Here is a 17111-nt window from a genome sequence, read left to right as displayed (position 1 = left end):
TACCGCAACCACCCCGGCCACGCCGAGGCGATCGAGATCGTGTTCGACCCGAACGAGACGACGTACCGCGACATTCTCGCGTTCTTCTTCCAGATCCACGACCCGACGACCCTGAACCGGCAGGGCAACGACATCGGCTCCAGTTACCGTTCGGCGATCTTCCCGCTCAGCCCCGAGCAGGAGCAGATCGCCCGCGACACGATCGCCGACGTCGATGCATCCGGCCTCTGGCCCGGGCCCGCCGTCACCACGATCGAGCCCGAGGGCCCGTTCTGGGAAGCCGAGCCTGAGCACCAGGACTACCTGATCACGTACCCCAACGGCTACACGTGCCACTTCCCGCGCGCCGGGTGGGTGCTGCCGCGGCGGTAGCCCCCGCCCCGCGCCCGTTCGAATCGCGCAAATTGCTGCATTCCGCTCCCGGATGCAGCAATTTGCGCGATTTAAGCGCTCGGCTCAGCTCCGCAGCGTGTCGATGTCGATCACGAAACGGTAGCGCACATCCGACGCCAGCACCCGTGCCCACGCCTCGTTGACCTGATCGGCTGAGGTGATCTCGACCTCGGGGGCGATGGCGTGCTCAGCACAGAAGTCGAGCATCTCCTGCGTCTCGGCGATGCCGCCGATGTTCGACCCGGCGAAGGAGCGGCGGCTGTTGATGACGTTGCCGACGCGCACGGGCAGCGGTTCGGGCGGAAGCCCGACGTTCACCAGGGTCCCGTTGAGAGCGAGCAGCTTGAGGTGCGCGTTGACGTCGATCGGCGCCGACACCGAGTTGATGATGAGATCGAACGCGCCCCGCAGCTCACGGAAGGTCTCGGGGTCTTCGGTGGCGAAGTAGTGGTCTGCGCCGAGGGCGAGCGCGTCGTCGTTCTTGTTCAGTGACCGCGACAGCACCGTGACCTCAGCGCCGAGAGCATGCGCGATCTTCACGGCCATGTGTCCGAGGCCGCCGAGTCCGACGACCGCGACCCGGGTGCCGGGCCCGGCGTTCCAATGCCGCAGTGGCGAGTAGGTCGTGATTCCCGCGCACAACAGGGGAGCCGCCTTCTCAAACGGAATCGCCTCGGGAACGCGCAGCACGAAGTCTTCGGTGACGACGACGCCTGTCGAGTAGCCGCCCTGCGTGATCGAGCCGTCGACGTCGCGCGCACCGTAGGTGCCGGTCATGCCGTTCAGGCAGTACTGCTCTTCTCCGGCGAGACAGTTCGCGCACTCGCGGCAGGAGTTCACCATGCATCCGACGCCGACGCGGTCACCGACCGCGAACTTTGTCACCTCAGAGCCGACCTCGGCGACAGTGCCGGCGATCTCGTGTCCGACCGTGAGCGGGTAGTGCTGCGCGCCCCAGTCGCCGTTGACCGTGTGGATGTCGGAATGGCAGATGCCCGCCCAGCGGATGTCGATGCGCACGTCTTTCGGGCCGACGTCGCGGCGCTCGATCGTGCTGGTGAACATCGGCTCGGTGGCAGAGGGCGCGACGATGGCGGGGATCACAGTAGGCATAGTCCGAGCGTAGCCTCGCCGTGCGGGCTCTGGCATCGTTCGAATCGCTTAAATTGCTGCATCCGGCGCCCGAATGCAGCAATTTGCGCGATTCGAAACGCGACGTCAGGGCAGCGACGTCAGGAAGCGGCTTCGGCCAAGAACGCCAGCGCGGCGTCTTTGAACGCGCGCGAACCCGGCGCGTTGAAGTGGTGCCGGTCGGGGATCTCGAAGAAGCGGCCGTCAGGTGCGGCATCCGCCAGCGCCCGCGACCCTTCAATGACGCCGTCTTTCGCGCCGGTCGCAAACAGGATCGGTCGTGTCGGCGCCGTGCTCGGGTCGGGATCGACGGTGCGCGAGCGCCGCATGCCTTCCGCCAGGGCGAGCAGTGAGCGCAGATCGTTTCCTGGCACGCGCTGGGTGAGGGCGATGTAGTTCAGCGTCGCAGAATCCTTCACCGGCACGCCGTCTTCGATGAATGCGCGCACCTCGTCGAGATCGAGGCGTTCGAGCGGGATTCCGTCGGGGACACCGCCGAGCACGGCACGGTCGATGCGGTGGGGGAGGTCGCGCACGACTTCCCAACCGACGCGGGCCCCCAGCGAATAGCCGACGTAGAAGGCCTCTTCGACGAGGTACTGGTCCATGACCGTCTCGATGTCGGTGGCCAGTGTGCGGATGGCGTACGCCTCTGCCTCGTGCGGCTTGTCGCTGAGTCCGTGCCCGCGCTGGTCGATTCCCAGCACGCGGTACCCGGCGCGCGTGAGCTTTCGCACCCACCCGGTGAGAACCCAGTTGTCGCGTGCGTTCGACGCGAACCCGTGCACGATGACGACCACGGGAAGATCGATCTCGCCCCAGGTATATGTCGCGAGTCGGGTGCCGTCGGCGGCATAGATGCGCTTCGGATCCGGCATGGAGGTGAGTTCGGAGAGAGGAGAAGCCACACATCCATCATGCCCCTCCATATCGGCCCCGGCACCAGGATGAACGGTTGCGTAACATCATCCTGCGGGATGATGCGGATGTCGGCGGGTTTTCGTACTGTAGTGATACGGAGACCGGGGGGTCAGCAGAATGTCATCGATCGGTGTGTTGAGAGATCTGGCGGGGTTCTTCCTGCCGGTGGGATTCGTCGGTGCGGCCATCGCCGTATTGTGTGCGCTCGTCGCGCTCATCGCCCTTGCTCGAGCTGCGGCAGGTCTTGCCGGCGGCGCTGTCGGATGCTGGATCGTCGGCGCCATGCTCAGTTTGACGGCCGGCTTCGCCGGTGAGTGGATGCCGTTGATCGCATCGGGTATCGCACTGGTCGCGGCGCTCGTGCTCGGGCCGGTGGTGCGCGCCGTGATCCGTCGCCTTCCGGCCAGGGCCGAGATTGCGTTCGTGGAGTCCGAGGCAGAACCGGCTGCGGTTACGCGCCCGCGCCCGGTCGTGTTGAAGGCTGCCCACCAGCGCTGACCGCGCCTGTCACACGGGTATCCGCCGCTGCGCGCGCCGCGCGAGTGTCGGACGCGAGCAGTCCGCTGCCGTCGCGAATCTCGAACACCAGCTGCGTCTCGGTGCCGCGCACGACCGGATGCACCGTGATGTGCTCCAGCACGATGTCGCGCAGTGCGGCGGCGTCATGCACGGCCACATGCACGAGAAAGTCGTCAACACCGGCGACGTGAAAGACCTGCAGCACGCGAGGGATCGCGACGAGAGCATCGAACAGCGCGGTGACCTTCGCCTCGGTGTGGTTGGCGAGGCGGACCTTGATGATCGCCTGCAGCCCAAACCCGAGTGCGGCTTCGTCGAGCCGTATGCGCACATCGCGAATAATGCCGCGATCGCGTAGCGAGCGCACCCGGTGCGCACACGTCGATTCGGCGAGGCCGAGGTGCTGGGCGAGCGCCTTGTTCGTCGTGTCGGCGTGGGCGCTCAAGGCGGCGAGGATCTGCAGGTCGATCTCGTCGAGGGATGCTGTGGGCGGTTGTGTTTTCGGCAAGAGACGCCATCCTCCTTCCGTGCAGCTTGCTGAGAATGGGGAATTCGTCACGTTCAGCAACGGGTTCTGTCGAATTGTCGCATGATCTTTGCGATTTCGACAGCATAGAAGCATGACTGCTCCGGTGCATCCCGATACCGTTGCCGTGCACAGTGGCCGCGCCGACCTCACCGAACTGGGCGTGCACGCCCTGCCGATCGACCTGTCGACGACGAATCCGCTGCCCGATATCGAACGCGGCGGAGACTCCTACGAGGCCATGGCGACCGGCGGTCGTCCGCCCGCCGACGGCAGCATGGTCTACGCGCGACTGTGGAACCCGACCGTGGCCCGCTTCGAAGAGGCGCTCGCCGAGATGGAGCATGCCGAGGCATCCGTCGCCTTCGCCTCCGGAATGGCGGCCATGACGGCGGTGATCCTGGCGCACACCGGAGCCACCGGCAAGAAGCACGTCGTGGCGGTTCGGCCGCTCTACGGCGGCACCGACCACCTGCTCGGCTCAGCGCTGCTGGACACGGAGACCACCTATTGCCACCCGTCCGAGGTCGGTGTCAGCATCCGCCCCGACACTGCGCTCGTCATCGTCGAGACGCCCGCGAACCCGACGCTCCAACTGGTCGACATCGCAGCGGTCGTCGCGACCGCCGGGGATGTTCCCGTCATCGTCGACAACACGTTCGCGACACCGATTCTGCAGAACCCGATCGACCACGGTGCCGCGATGTCGCTGCACAGCGCGACGAAGTATCTCGGAGGGCACGGCGACGTCATCGCCGGTGTCGTGGCGTGCAGCGAGACCACGGCCGAGGCGCTGCGCCGGGTGCGTGCCGTCACGGGTGGACTGCTGCATCCGCTCGGGGCATACCTGCTGCACCGTGGCCTCACCACCCTGCCGGTGCGCATGCGCGAGCAGCAGGCGAACGCGCAGCGGCTCGTGCAGTGGCTCATCGACCAGCCGCAGGTCGACGAGGTCTTCTACCCCGGACTCGATGGCGATCCTGACGGGATTCTGGAGCGTCAGCTGGGCGGACCCGGAGCGATGATCGCCATCCGCCTGCACGGTGGCTACGAGGCAGCCAGTGCCGTCGCCTCGTCCGTGCGGCTGTTCACCCACGCGGTCTCGCTCGGTGGCGTGGACTCGCTCATCCAGCATCCGGCCGCTCTCACGCACCGGCCCGTGCCCGCCGACGCACGCCCCGATGCTGATGTTCTGCGCCTGTCGATCGGGCTTGAGAACGTCGCCGACCTCATCGCCGACCTCACCCAGGCGTTCGCGTTTCGCGGCACTGCCGCCTTGGCGCAGTGACGCGGGGTGCATAACTCCTCAAGAACGGTCGCCAGTGTGCGTCAACCGGCGGTTTTCGGGTCGTTCTGCTCGATCTTTGCTGAGTTGTGACCGGGGCGGCGCCACATCCGCCGACCGAGTACCCCCTGCCGCGGCGCGAACAGGTACGCGAGTCCGAACACACAGCCCTGTACGACGACGACGAGTCCGCCCGAGGCGGCGTCGATCCAGTAGCTGAGGTAGATGCCGAGGACGCTGCACAGCGCCGACATGACCGGAGCGATCACGAGCATCCGGCCGAAGCGGTCGGTCAGCAGATGCGCCGTCGCACCCGGGATGATGAGCATTGCGACCACGAGCACGACACCGACCACCTGCAGAGCCACGACGGCCGTCAGCGCGAGCACGCCCAGCAGCAGGGCACCGAGCAGACGCGGCGAGAGCCCGATCGCGAACGCATGCGTCGGGTCGAAGGCGTACAGCGTCAGGTCGCGCCGCTTGATGATGAGCACGGCGAATGCGATTGCGGCCAGCACGACGATCTGCAGCAGGTCTCCCTGTGACACCCCGAGGATGTTGCCGAAGATGATGTGATTCAGGTCGGTCTGGCTCGGGGTGACCGAGATCAGCACGAGCCCGAACGCGAACAGTGTCGAGAACACGATGCCGATCGCGGCATCCTCTTTCACCCTGCTGGTTCCGCGAATGACCCCGATCGATCCGACGGCCAGAAGGCCGAACACGAGCGCGCCAAGCGCGAACGGCGCCCCGAGCACGTACGCGATCACGACCCCGGGAAGCACCGCGTGCGAGACCGCATCGCCCATCAGCGACCATCCCACCACCACCAGCCAGCACGACAGCAGTGCGCAGACGACGGCTGCGATCACGGTCGTCGCGAGAGCGCGCACCATGAAGTCGTACTGCAGCGGTTCGAGCACCCAGTCCCAGATCACGGCCCCTCCAATCCGAAGGCGCGGGCGAGCTGTGCCGGCTCCAGCGCCTGGTCGACCGGGCCGTGAAAGAGGACGCGCCGCATGAGCAGCACGGCTTCGTCGGCGAGCGACGGCAACGCGTGCAGATCGTGTGTCGAGACGAGCACCGTGCTGCCGGATGCCGCGAGCTCACGCAGTAGCCGCACGATCGTCGCCTCGCTGCGCTTGTCGACGCCGGCGAACGGCTCATCGAGCAGCAGGATTCCGGCGCCGCTGCCGACTCCCTGGGCGATGCCGCGCGCCACGAACGCGCGCTTGCGCTGTCCTCCCGAGAGCTGTCCGATCTGCCGATCTGCAAGGCCCGTGAGCTCGACCCGTTCGAGGGCCTCGTCGACCGCGGCTCGGTCGGCTGGTCGCGCTCGCCGCATGAATCCCTGCGTGGCGTAGCGCCCCATCATCACGACATCGCGCACCGAGACCGGAAAAGACCAGTCGACGTCTTCGCTTTGCGGAACGTAGCCGATCAGCCCCCGTCGACGAGCGGATGCCGGGTCGGCCCCTGCGATCCGCACCTCACCGACAGCAGGCCGAACCAGCGAGATGATCGTCTTGAACAGCGTCGATTTGCCGGAGCCGTTCATGCCGATGAGTCCGGTGACACGGCCGGGTTCAACGCTCAGCGAAACATCGTCGAGCGCCACGACGTCGCCGTATCGCACGGTCACCCCGCGCACGTCGATCGTGCTCACGGATTCTCACCCGTCAGGCCCGCGACGATGGTGTCGGCATCATGGCGAATCAGATCGAGATACGTGGGAACGGGCCCGTCAGCAGTCGAGAGGGAATCGACATAGAGGATGCCGCCGAACTCGGCATCCGTCGCCTCGACCACCTGACGCATCGCCCGATCAGACACGGTCGACTCGCAGAACACCGCCGGAACGTCATTGTCGTTCACGAACTCGATCACCGCGGCGATCTGACGTGGCGTCGCCTGCTGCTCGGCGTTCACGGGCCAGATGTACGTCTCGGTGAGTTCGGCATCACGGGCGAGATATGAGAAGGCACCCTCGCAGGTGACGAGGGCGCGCTCGTTGGCGGGAAGCTCTGACAGCGACGCGACCAGGTCGTCGTGCACGTGCTGCAGCTCGGCCTTGTAGGCTTCGGCGTTCGCGACGAACTCGTCGGCATGTTCCGGGTCGAGTTCGCTGAAGGCCGTGACCATGTTGTCGACGTACAGCTGCACGTTCGCGGGGCTCATCCAGGCGTGCGGATTGGGCTTTCCGGCATAGGCATCGGCAGTGATGTCGATCACCTCGATGCCCTCGGAGACCACGGTGTGCGAGGCGTCCAGCTCGTCGACGAACTGCGCGAACCACGCCTCGAGGTTCAGCCCGTTATCGAGGATGAGGTCGGCATCGGTCGCTGTGCGCACATCGCCGGGGGTCGGCTCGTAGCCGTGGATCTCGGCGCCCGGTTTCGTGATCGATTCGACCCGCAGGTGCTCGCCGGCGACGTTGCCGGCGATGTCGGCCAGCACCGTGAAGGTCGTCAGGACGACCGGACGGTCATCGCTCGTCGCATCCGGCCCGGCGCAGCCCGGCAGCATGACGAGAAGGATGCCGCAGGCAATCGCCGCACGAGGATTTTTAGGCACACCGAAAACGTACCTTTTAGGTGCACCGAAAACAAGTGAGCCGCGCGGATGTCGGTACAGATGCAGGGCGAAAACACGGATGCAGGGCGAAAAACTATGGTTTGGCATGCATCCGTGCATCGAACATGCATGTGTACATGCCAGGCAGCGCGATGCGGCATCCGCCCACAGCAGAACAGTTGTCAGCGATGAAGAGAAAGCGCGGCGTTGCGTGTCGACGCCGACTGCTGGCTCAGCCCGCGAGCTGTTCGGCGAGGAAGGCCGCCTGCTGTTCCCATTGCACGCCGAGTCCGCCCTCGTGCTGGTTGAAGGCGTACTCGGTGATGTCGGCGACGCCGTCCCAGTTGTTGCGTGCGGCGTAGACGGTCGACGGCGGGCACACCGGATCCATGAGAGCGACCGAGAACAGCGCTGGCGCGCTGGCGCGTCGGGCGAAGTTCACGCCGTCGAAGTACGACAGGGTCTCGAAGGCGCGCTCGGTGGCGCCGCGGTGCACGGCCAGGTACCGAACGATCTCCTGATACGGGTCACGCTCGGTGAACCCGACGGCTCGACGGAAGTGGCACAGGAACGGCACGTCGGGCATCGCCGCGACCAGGCCTGTCGACAGTGCGGCGGCGGCGATGGTGATACCGCCGCCCTGACTGATCCCGGTGACCGCCACACGCGCGGCATCGACGCGGTCGAGTGAGCGGATGGCGTCGACGGCGAGCACGGCATCCGTGTACACGCGGCGGTAGTAGTAGTCGTGCGGGTCGTCGATGCCGCGCGTCATGAATCCGGGCACGGCGGGGCCGGAGCCGTGCGGGTCACCGGTGACGCCCCCCGTTCCCCATCCGCTGCCTTGCCCGCGGGTGTCCATGAAGAAATGGGCGTAGCCGGATGCCGCCCAGCCGAGGCGCTCGTGCGGCAGGCCGCGCCCGCCGCCGTATCCGTTGAACTCGACCACGGCGGGCAGTGGTTCGTCGCCGCCCGCCGGAAGTAGCAGCCATCCGCCGACCGAATCGCCCCGGAAACCACTGAAGGTCACGTCGTAGACCTCGACAGACTGCAAGGGCGAGTCGATGCGTCGCACCTGCACCGGTTCTGCGAGCGCACGGGACTCTGCGAGCGTCTTCTCCCAGAAATCATCGAAGTCATCGGGCTCGGCGACCTGCGGACGGTAGGTACGCAGCTCTTCATCGGACAGGTCGAAACGCGGCATCAACGGCATCCTTTGCTTGAGGTCTTCGGCAGTTTATCGGCACCGTGCGGCGGGTCGTCCATGCCGGTGCGTGCATGAGATTCATAGTTTCGGATGCCGCTGCGAGGTTCCCGTTCGGCAGTGCACTCGTTAGGCTGAAGACGCGCTTCGCGCTTTCCCCCCACTGTGTGATCCGCTCCCTCTCGTCACGTTCGACGTGCCGGAGGACCAGCGGTCAGCATCCTTCTGAAAGGCGTCTTTCCAGTGAACGACTCGACTGAGAACCACACCGACGAGCAGGGGACTGACTTCTTCGATCAGCTGGCCACTGGACAGACTCGCGAACAGGGAAACTTCACGATCGGTTTCCGTGGCTATGACAAGGGCGAGGTCGATGCGGCGATCGCCGGCCTGCGCATGCAGGTACAGCGTGCCGACGCCGAGTTGGCCGAGGCGCGTGCCGGGGTGAGCCGCGACGTCGAGTCGGTGCGCTCCGAGGTCGAGGCTGCGCGTGCCGAGAGCGAAGCGCGTATCGCTGAGCTTGAAGCGCAGCACCAAGAGCGCATTGCCGCGCTCGAAGCCGATCTCACCGCGGCCAATGCGAAGGCCGATGACGCCGATCAGCAGATTGCGACGCTGACGAGTGAACTCGTCGACGCTCCGAAGGACGAGGCTGATTCTGAGGGATCACGTCTGCAGTTCGAAGCTGTGCTGCGCGTCGCTGAAGAACAGGCATCCGTCCTCATCCAGAACGCCGCGGTGCAGGCTGAGCGCCTTCTCGAAGCCGCGCGCGATGAGGCGGAGACTCGCCGGGCAGAGCTCGCCGCCGAGGTCGACCGCACCACAGCACAGGCCCAGCATGATGCTGACCAGGTTCGCTTGCGTATCGACACCGAGTACACGGCACACGAGGCACGGATCGAGCGTGAAGCAGCCCACGCCGCGGAGAAGGTCAACCAGGCCGAGCAGGAGGCTGCGACGGTTCGCACCGAGGCGGAGAAGGGCGCGGCGGCGCTGCGCTCGATGGTCACCCGAGAGACGAGCCAGCAACGATCGGATGCTGAGCGCGAGGTGCGCGAGATGAACGCGCGCGTGCTCGAGTTCGAAGAGACGCTGACCCGCCGGCAGGACGACGCCCAGCAGGAGTTCCTCCTGCTGCACAACCAGGCGGTCGCGCACGCCGAGCGCATCACGAACGACGCGAACGAGCAGGTCGCCGCGTCTCTCGAGCACGCCAAGCGCATCTCGGCGAAGGCCGACGACTACGAGCGGCTGATGCGCTCGCAGGCGCAGGCCATCGAAGCGGATGCGCAGATGCGCGCCCGCGAGACGCTCGATCGCGCCCGGGCCAAGGCGCAGAAGATCGTCAGCACGGTTACCGATCACACCACGGACGTGCTCCGCGATGCGGAGGACCGCACCCGTCAGCTGCGCTGGCAGCAGCAGCAGTTGAACAGCTTCATGGCCGAGGTGCGCGAGCTCATCCGCCCGGACGGAGTGCTGGCATCGGATACTTCGGACGAGGCGGACGCCGAAACTGAAGATGCCGATGACGCCGACGTGCTCGAGACGGGTGACGAGGTCATCGAACTTGTCCCGGAGAGTGACGAGGTCGCCGAAGCCAGCGACGACGCATCCGACGATGACGACGCAGACGATGAGGACGACGCAGACGATGAGGACGACGATGACGCTGATGAGGACGACGCCAAGTCCTGATCGGACGTGAGCACGAAAGGGCGCCCGCAGCACTTCTGCTGGGCGCCTTTTTCGTGTTCGAGCGGGGTGCGCGCAGCATCCGCATAATGCCCGATACCGCTAAATAATGCGCATTATGGGGGTGACGGCGACGGTGGGCGGTGCATACGATCGGCGCGTGATGCGGGGTAATAGGCCCTGCCTGAGCGGCACCGATGACGGTGCCGAGAGGAGCATTCATGCCCATCCGAAGGAGAGTCGCCGCGGCGACGGCCTCGTTCGCCCTCGTCGCCACAGCCCTGTTGGCGGGAACGGCGACGACGGCGGCATCCGCGGCAGACGATGAAGAGCTGCCCGTCTTCACGTCGCAGGGCCCGGCGTTCGATCGCTTCACGGACGAGACGTGGAATCCCGGTAATGAGTTCATCTTTCCATCGGTGTTCCACGCGGGGGAGTACCTGGAGGATCCGCTGGGTGAATGGTATGTCTACTACGCTCCGCACGATGCGCCCGGCGGCATCAACCTCATGTACGCCGACTCGCTCGATGGGCCGTGGACGCACCACGAGGCGAACCCGCTCGTCTCGAACGTGTGGGAGGGCATCTACGACGTCTCGCACGTCTCAGCCCCGGATGCTGTGTGGAACGAAGACACCGGTGAGGTGTTCCTGTACTTCCACGGCGAGAACACGACCGACCGCTACGCGACGTCGACGGACGGAGTGCACTTCGACTACGGCGGCGTCGTGATGACGACCGAGCAGTTCGGCCAGAACGCGACCGAGACCTCGTACAACCGCATCTTCGACAACCCATTCCCCGAGAACGGGTGGGAGCATGCGATGTTCTTCATGGTCAACGACAACACCAATGTGCGTCGTATCGGCCTGGCGTACTCGAACGACCTGATCAACTGGGAGGCGCAGCCCGGCTGGGTCGTCGAGCCGACCGCAGTGGAGGGGACCAACGTCGCCGGCCCCGAGCTGTGGGAGTGGAACGGTACGCACTACGTGCTGTACGGATCGAGTGCCGGCGTGATCTTCGCGAAGAAGGTCGACGAGAACCTGCGCAGTTTCGGCGACCCGATGCCGCTGTACATTCCGAGTCCGTTCCCGCCGGAAGAAGGGCGCACATCGTCGCCGCAGATCGTCGAAGACGACGGTGTCACGCACATGATCTTCGAGATCGGTGGGCGAAGCGGCACCGGCATCGCGCACGCGGTGCTCGACCCTGAGGGGACGCGCGATCCGCTCAACACCCATTCGGAAGACCCGATGTACGAGATGTGCGTCGGAGCCGGTTCGGATGAGTTCGACGGCGATGTGCTCGGCGAGGAGTGGACCGTGATCCGTGACGAGGATGGCCGAATGCGGGTCGAAGACGGTGATCTCGTGATGTCGTCGCCGACCACCTCGATCGACGGGGCGACCATTCCGAACCTGCCCGTCCCTGACGGTGCGTGGGAGGTCACGACCGAGCTCGACTACGAGCCCGTGGCGAACTACCAGCAAGCCGGACTCGTGCTCTATCGTGACGGTGCGAACAACGCCAAGCTCGTCTGGTCGAAGGCCACGGAGGGCCCGCGATTCGACTTCATCTGGCGCAACAACGGTAAAGACCGCATCGACCGGTGGACGTGGGAGGACAGTGCCTTCCCACCGGACGACATGGGCGGCACGGTGTGGCTGCGCATGACCAGTGACGGCGAGTGGGTGACGGCTTCGCTGTCGACCGACGGCCAGGCGTTCACTCGTATCGGCCAGCCGATCGAGTCGGATGTGCTCGCGGCTACCGGCGTGGGATTGTCGGCGTTCCGCGGGGCCACGAGTGCGCCGGATACGGAGGCGCGGTTCGACTGGCTGCGGTTCACGCCGAGTGCGGATGAGCTGGCCGCGTGCGAGGACGGAACCGATCCTGACCCGGGCACCGATCCCGACCCGGGTACCGATCCTGACCCGGGGACGGATCCTGATCCGGGCACCGATCCCGGTGCTGAGCTGAGCGCGACTGTGGGGTCGGCATCCGTCGTCGCAGGCGAGACGCAGAGCCTTGCGGCCAGCGGGTTCGCCTCGGGTGAGCCGGTAACGGGCGTGATGCGCTCGGAGCCGCTGGCGTTGGGTACGAAGGTGGCGAGCGCCGACGGGGCGGTGGCGTTCTCGTGGACGGTCCCTGCTGACACGGAGCCTGGTATGCACACCGTGACGCTGACCGGCGCGCAGTCTGGCTCGGTCGAGGTCACCTTCGAGGTGACGGCAGCCGCCGGCGCCGCCGGTGATGGCGGCGCGCTCGCTCAGACAGGTGCCGAAATGTGGCCCGCGCTGTCGGCCGCGCTCGTGCTGCTGCTGGCCGGTGGCGCAGTGGCGTTCGCCGCGCGGCGGCGTAAAGCATAGGAGTCACGGAACCCGAACGAGACGGCCGGGGCGTGCACGGGCAGAGATGCTCGGGCCGCTCCGGCCGTCTCGTTGACGGCTACGATTCACGCATGGACCAAGCCGAACGGGACCGGTGGATTCACGACTACTACGCGCGGCGTTTCGATGAGACAGACCGTCTCGTCACGCGCTCCGCGAATGGGCAGGTCGAGTTCCAGCGCGTTCAGCAGCTGGTGTCTACGCGCCTCGTTCCGAGCAGTCGCGTGCTCGACATCGGCGGCGCGACCGGTGTGCACGCGCGTTGGCTCGCAGAGGCCGGTCACACCGTGACGCTCATCGATCCTGTCGCCGAGCAGGTGGCGGCGGCACGTGCGGTTCCTGGGGTCGACGCGCTCGTGGGCGACGCGCGTGATCTTCCGTTTGCCGACGGTTCGTTCGACGCCGTGCTCATGCTGGGCCCGCTGTATCACCTGCAAGAACGCGACGATCGACTTCGCGCGTGGCAGGAGGCCCATCGTGTTCTCGTGCCGGGCGGGATCGTCTTCGCAGCGGCGATTTCACGCGCCGCGGCCGCATTGAAGATGGTGTTCGCGCGTTCGTTCCGCGATCTCCCCGCCGACGCTCTTGTGGCGCTCCTCGAGCGCGGGTCGGACGAAAAGCCAGCTCCGACGGATGGATTCCCCGGCGGGCATCATCACCTGGCGGCAGAGCTCGCTGAAGAAGCAACGGACGCCGGCTTCACGGACGTTACGACCGTGGGAGTCGAAGGGCCGGCCGGTCTCGGGCTGGAGATGCTTGCGCCGGAGGGTTCGGTGGTGTCGGCTGCGATCACGATCGCAGAGGCCGCGCATGTCGCGCCGCCGGCCGCTGATCTGTCGCCACATCTGATGAGCATCGGCACGAAGGCGAGCTGATGGTGCTCGGTCGCCGCTCTGAACCAGGTCGCCCACCTCGGCTCATGAGTCAATGCGGTCTTGCCAGGCACAATCAGACCTTGCGACCACTTTCGAGCACCAGTGCATTAACGCTGAGGGGATTATGGCAGCAGTTCGATCATCTGCGGTCGAGCTTTCATCGCGTGAATCACCAGCTCATTGCCGCTGTCGAAGACGAGAACGACCGTCTCTAAGAGCCGACCTCGAGTGTCGAAGCCGAGCCGTAGTTGACGGGCCGGGCTGTTCGCATCGAGATCCTCGATCATCCCGCCCATGTCGCTGCTTGAATCGTGTCCTCACGGAGAACACCGTGCTTTAACGCTGAGTCGTGAACGTTCACGCTGCCGACAGGTGAAGCGCTTCGCGGATGATTTCTGAGCGTGACTTGCCCTCACGTTCAGCGCGTTCGTCGATTGCGGCGATCTCTTCAAGGGTGAGCCGGAGCGCGACGACCTGAGAGGGTTCAGCTCCCCGACCTGGGCGTCCGCGACCGCGCTTCTTCAATGCCGCAACATCAAAACCGGCCTCGGCTTCGGCGGCCCAGGCGGCAATCTGCTCCTCGGTGACGGGAACTCCGTTTATCGTCTCGCGCTCGCTCATTTCATTAATGTATAACGAAAATACAGCCAGGACAAGACTCGGGTGAGTCTGCGTACGGTCGTTGCCGATTCTGGCAACGCTCCAGCGATGCCTTCGAGAGTCGTGTGGGTGATCGAGAAGTACCCGACCACCCACACGATCTCTCACACGCGACGTCGACGAGTGAGGAGATACGCCCCCGCGCCGAGCACGAGCAGGAGAACGGCTCCGGCGATCGCGAGCACGGGTGCGTCGCCACCGGTTTCCGCCAGGCCAGCATCCGCATGAGACGCATCAGCGTCTGTGCCGGGAGTCGTTCCCGGACCCGCGCCGGGATCGCTGGGATCAGCCGGGTCGGCCGGATCGACTGGGTCCGTCGGGTCGGTCGGATCCACCGGATCCGTCGGATCCGTCGGCCCGGCGATGCACTCCTCATACTCCGCGGCGCTGGGTGAGAAGCGGAACCAGTCGAAGGTCGCGTCGATCTCGGCAACCGCTGCGCTGCCGCGGAAGGCGAACGGCCCGACGTGCGTGAAGCGGGGGACGCCCAGCTCCGTCTCTGCGCTGAGCAGCGAGCCGATGCGGTCGAACGTCACGCCGTCGTACGACACCGACCCTTCGATCTGGGCGCCGTCGCTGGTCAGACGCAGCCAGACGTCGGACCCGTCGTAGCGCCGCTGCGTGGTGAACGAGGGCGTACCCGCCGAGACCAGCTCGACCACCCGACCCGGCCTGGCCTTGCCCAGATCGAGCTTGAGGTAATCGGTGTCGTTCGCGTACAGCAGCAGTCCCGCCTGCTGATAGTTGTTCGCCGGATCGAGGCTCACCTTCGTGGTGATCTGCCACGCGCCTTCGGGAAGTGACTGCTGCAGCAAGGGCGCCGCCGCGACGCCGCCCTCGTACGTCGGAATCGTCAGAGAGCCGCCCGACACCTCATGCCGTGCGAGTTCCTCACGCACCGTGCGCTCCCACGCGTCGCCGAGTCCGTCGTCGAACTCGTCAGTGCCCGCTGCGGCGCACGTGTCGAAGACGGGGTTGCTCTCATCGACGGGGAACCCGCCGAACGGGGGCTCGATGACGGTTTCCGCGCCATCCTTGGCCCAGGCGATCGTGCCGCCGAGACGGTCACCCGATTCGTAGAACAGATACGTCTCGCCGCCGTCGGTGACGATCTCGGGAGCCGCGATACGTCCGACGTCCGTGCCGAGGCCGCTCGCGGTGTGCAGCAGGATCGGCTCCTCACCAACCTCGCGCAGGGTCTTATCGATCGTGCGCGCATAGCTGTTTCCGCTGGACGCGTGATACAGCAGGTAGAGCTGTCCGTCGTGCTCCCAGAGGTTCGGACTCGACACGTTCGCGCCTTCTTCTTCACCCGGGCTGAGGATCACCTGCGGGTCGACGACCCAGTCGCGGGCGTCGACGGACTCCGCGAGGCGGATGCGTCGCACTCCCGGCAACCCGCCGTCGACCGGAGTGTCGTCGTTGGTCATGTAGAGCATCGCGTAGTTGTACTCCGAGTCGGCGTCAGGATGCTCGAACACCCGCGCGTACGCGGACTGGACGATTCGCGGACCGCCTTCGACCGTACTCGTCGCGTTACTCACCGCCACCCCGCCGTACGCGAACGTGATGCCGTCATCGCTGGTGGCATACCGGGTGACCGAGTTGTTGCCGTGGAAGTAGAGGAACATCTTCTCCTCTTCGGCGTTCCAGAATGCATCCGGAGTGGACACGTGTCGGTCGCCGGTCCGCCCTCCTTCTAAGTTGTAGTGCGGCTCCCAGACACGGGATATCACCGGGTTGCCGGTGTGCTCCGTCCACGGGCCCTCCAGACTGTCCGCGTACATCAGCACGATTCCCCCTGGATCGTCATGGGGCGCCGTGTACAGGTACCACTCGCCGAGGGGATCAGCGAGATGCTCCCCGGCGTGGAAGACACTGGGGAAGATGTACTCGTTGGAAGGGTTATAGTTCATCGTTGATTTGTCGGTGACGATGCCCTGGTACCCGAATTCGGGCCAATCAGCGGGCGGCGGTGCCACCTCTGCGGCGACCGCACCCCCTGATGGGACAGGCGTGGCGGATGCCGGAAGCACACCGGTCATCGTCATCGCCGCGGCGGCGGCGACCGCGGCGATCGCCTGCGCGGCTCTGCGCGGACGTCGGACAGTGGAACTCATCTCTTCTCCTTCGTTGAGCGCCCGCGGGCCGGGCGCGACATGTACCGGGCACAGCGTGCCCGTACGATCAAGAAAAAGCTGTGCCCCGCTCTACCCCTTCAACCCGGAGTGCGCGAGGCCCTGCACGAACTGCTTCTGCGCGAACAGGAACACCAGCAGCACCGGCACGACGGTGAGGGTCGTCGCGGCGAGCTGCACGTTCCACATCGGCCCGCCGTAGGCGTCGACGTACTGCGTCAGCGCCTGCGGCAGCGTGAACATGTCTTTGCTCGACAGGTACACGATCGGCTCGAGGTACAGGTTCCACGACTTCAAAAACGTGAAGATCGCCACGGCCGCCAGCGCCGACCGCGACAGCGGGAAAGCGATTCGCCAGAAGATGCCCCATCGGCCGAGCCCGTCCATGCGTCCGGCTTCTTCTAGCTCGGTCGGAAGACCCAGGAAGAACTGTCGCATGATGAAGATCGACAGCACAGCGGGCGCCCCGAAGATCGGGATCACGATGAGCGGCCAGTGCGTGTCGATCAGCCCCAAGCCGTTCACGAGACGAAACAGCGGAACGATCGTCACCTCACTGGGCACGAGGAGTCCTACCAGCACGATCAGGAACAGGGCGTTCGCACCGGGAAAGCGGATCCGCGCGAAGGCATACCCGGCCATCGCCGCCACGAGCATGGTGCCGATCGTGACGATCGCGGCGATGTACAGGCTGTTCCAGTACTGCTGCGCGAACGGCTGCAGGCGAAACACCTCGCCGTACGCCGCGAAGCTGGGGTTCTCCGGCCAGAGCGTCGGGACCTTCCGCAGGATCTCGC

Annotated in this window: 17 protein-coding genes; 6 read left to right on the top strand and 11 right to left on the bottom strand. The window is 65.9% G+C overall.

The features are described from left to right. The coding region (msrA, locus tag Q1J95_RS08125; RefSeq protein ID WP_300266950.1) for a peptide-methionine (S)-S-oxide reductase MsrA at window positions 1–372 on the top strand (372 nt) is incomplete at its 5' end. An 84-nt stretch (window positions 373–456) separates the two neighbouring features. Here msrA and Q1J95_RS08120 read toward each other — a convergent pair. Beyond that, the gene (locus tag Q1J95_RS08120; RefSeq protein WP_300266949.1) at window positions 457–1506 is read right to left on the bottom strand and encodes an NAD(P)-dependent alcohol dehydrogenase; all 1050 of its coding nucleotides are present in this window, start codon (window positions 1504–1506) and stop codon (window positions 457–459) included. A 119-nt stretch (window positions 1507–1625) separates the two neighbouring features. Continuing rightward, window positions 1626–2432, bottom strand: coding sequence for an alpha/beta hydrolase (locus tag Q1J95_RS08115; RefSeq protein ID WP_300266948.1), 807 nt, complete (start codon window positions 2430–2432; stop codon window positions 1626–1628). Between the two features lie 145 nt (window positions 2433–2577). Here Q1J95_RS08115 and Q1J95_RS08110 point away from each other — a divergent pair, with 145 nt between their 5' ends. Beyond that, the gene (locus Q1J95_RS08110) at window positions 2578–2943 is read left to right on the top strand and encodes a hypothetical protein (RefSeq protein ID WP_300266947.1); all 366 of its coding nucleotides are present in this window, start codon (window positions 2578–2580) and stop codon (window positions 2941–2943) included. On the opposite strand, the gene Q1J95_RS08105 is transcribed toward Q1J95_RS08110, so the two are convergent. After that, window positions 2897–3472 (bottom strand): Lrp/AsnC family transcriptional regulator, encoded by a 576-nt coding sequence (locus Q1J95_RS08105; RefSeq protein WP_300266945.1) that lies wholly within the window; start codon window positions 3470–3472, stop codon window positions 2897–2899. The genes Q1J95_RS08110 and Q1J95_RS08105 overlap by 47 nt on opposite strands. 112 nt (window positions 3473–3584) lie before the next feature. Here Q1J95_RS08105 and Q1J95_RS08100 point away from each other — a divergent pair, with 112 nt between their 5' ends. Continuing rightward, complete coding sequence (locus tag Q1J95_RS08100) at window positions 3585–4778, top strand: PLP-dependent aspartate aminotransferase family protein (protein ID WP_300266943.1); 1194 nt, start codon at window positions 3585–3587, stop codon at window positions 4776–4778. A 41-nt stretch (window positions 4779–4819) separates the two neighbouring features. On the opposite strand, the gene Q1J95_RS08095 is transcribed toward Q1J95_RS08100, so the two are convergent. From Q1J95_RS08095 to Q1J95_RS08080, 4 genes are all read right to left on the bottom strand, one after another. Then, the gene (locus tag Q1J95_RS08095) at window positions 4820–5671 is read right to left on the bottom strand and encodes a metal ABC transporter permease (protein WP_300266953.1); all 852 of its coding nucleotides are present in this window, start codon (window positions 5669–5671) and stop codon (window positions 4820–4822) included. Window positions 5672–5709: 38 nt separating this feature from the next. Continuing rightward, window positions 5710–6441, bottom strand: a complete 732-nt coding sequence (locus tag Q1J95_RS08090) for a metal ABC transporter ATP-binding protein (RefSeq protein WP_300266942.1) — start codon at window positions 6439–6441, stop codon at window positions 5710–5712. Then, window positions 6438–7301, bottom strand: a complete 864-nt coding sequence (locus Q1J95_RS08085) for a metal ABC transporter substrate-binding protein (RefSeq protein WP_300266951.1) — start codon at window positions 7299–7301, stop codon at window positions 6438–6440. Before Q1J95_RS08085 ends, Q1J95_RS08090 begins: the two co-directional genes overlap by 4 nt. 280 nt (window positions 7302–7581) lie before the next feature. Next, window positions 7582–8553, bottom strand: coding sequence for an acetylxylan esterase (locus tag Q1J95_RS08080; RefSeq protein WP_300266941.1), 972 nt, complete (start codon window positions 8551–8553; stop codon window positions 7582–7584). A gap of 243 nt (window positions 8554–8796) precedes the next feature. On the opposite strand from Q1J95_RS08080, the gene Q1J95_RS08075 reads away from it, so the two are divergent. The 3 genes from Q1J95_RS08075 (at window position 8797) to Q1J95_RS08065 (ending at window position 13516) form a co-directional block, all read left to right on the top strand. Continuing rightward, the gene (locus tag Q1J95_RS08075; protein WP_300266940.1) at window positions 8797–10251 is read left to right on the top strand and encodes a cell division initiation protein; all 1455 of its coding nucleotides are present in this window, start codon (window positions 8797–8799) and stop codon (window positions 10249–10251) included. A 218-nt stretch (window positions 10252–10469) separates the two neighbouring features. After that, entirely contained in the window at window positions 10470–12620 is a 2151-nt protein-coding gene (locus Q1J95_RS08070) for an LPXTG cell wall anchor domain-containing protein (RefSeq protein WP_300266938.1), read from the top strand. A gap of 92 nt (window positions 12621–12712) precedes the next feature. Beyond that, window positions 12713–13516 (top strand): bifunctional 2-polyprenyl-6-hydroxyphenol methylase/3-demethylubiquinol 3-O-methyltransferase UbiG, encoded by an 804-nt coding sequence (locus Q1J95_RS08065; protein ID WP_300266937.1) that lies wholly within the window; start codon window positions 12713–12715, stop codon window positions 13514–13516. Window positions 13517–13638: 122 nt separating this feature from the next. Here Q1J95_RS08065 and Q1J95_RS08060 read toward each other — a convergent pair whose 3' ends face one another. The 4 genes from Q1J95_RS08060 to Q1J95_RS08045 all read right to left on the bottom strand — a co-directional run. After that, window positions 13639–13812, bottom strand: a complete 174-nt coding sequence (locus Q1J95_RS08060) for a toxin-antitoxin system toxin subunit (RefSeq protein ID WP_366945547.1) — start codon at window positions 13810–13812, stop codon at window positions 13639–13641. A gap of 61 nt (window positions 13813–13873) precedes the next feature. Then, on the bottom strand, window positions 13874–14137 hold the full coding sequence (locus Q1J95_RS08055; protein ID WP_300266936.1) for a ribbon-helix-helix domain-containing protein: 264 nt from the start codon (window positions 14135–14137) through the stop codon (window positions 13874–13876). Window positions 14138–14280: 143 nt separating this feature from the next. Further along, window positions 14281–16296, bottom strand: a complete 2016-nt coding sequence (locus Q1J95_RS08050) for a DUF1349 domain-containing protein (RefSeq protein WP_300266934.1) — start codon at window positions 16294–16296, stop codon at window positions 14281–14283. A gap of 90 nt (window positions 16297–16386) precedes the next feature. After that, a partial coding sequence (locus Q1J95_RS08045) for a carbohydrate ABC transporter permease (RefSeq protein WP_300266933.1) occupies window positions 16387–17111 on the bottom strand: 725 nt, incomplete at its 5' end.

The organism is Microbacterium sp. (assembly GCF_029263575.1).
Taxonomy (GTDB): domain Bacteria; phylum Actinomycetota; class Actinomycetes; order Actinomycetales; family Microbacteriaceae; genus Microbacterium.
The sequence above is the reverse complement of the archived record's forward strand: the minus strand, read 5'-3'. Positions and strand labels throughout refer to the sequence as shown.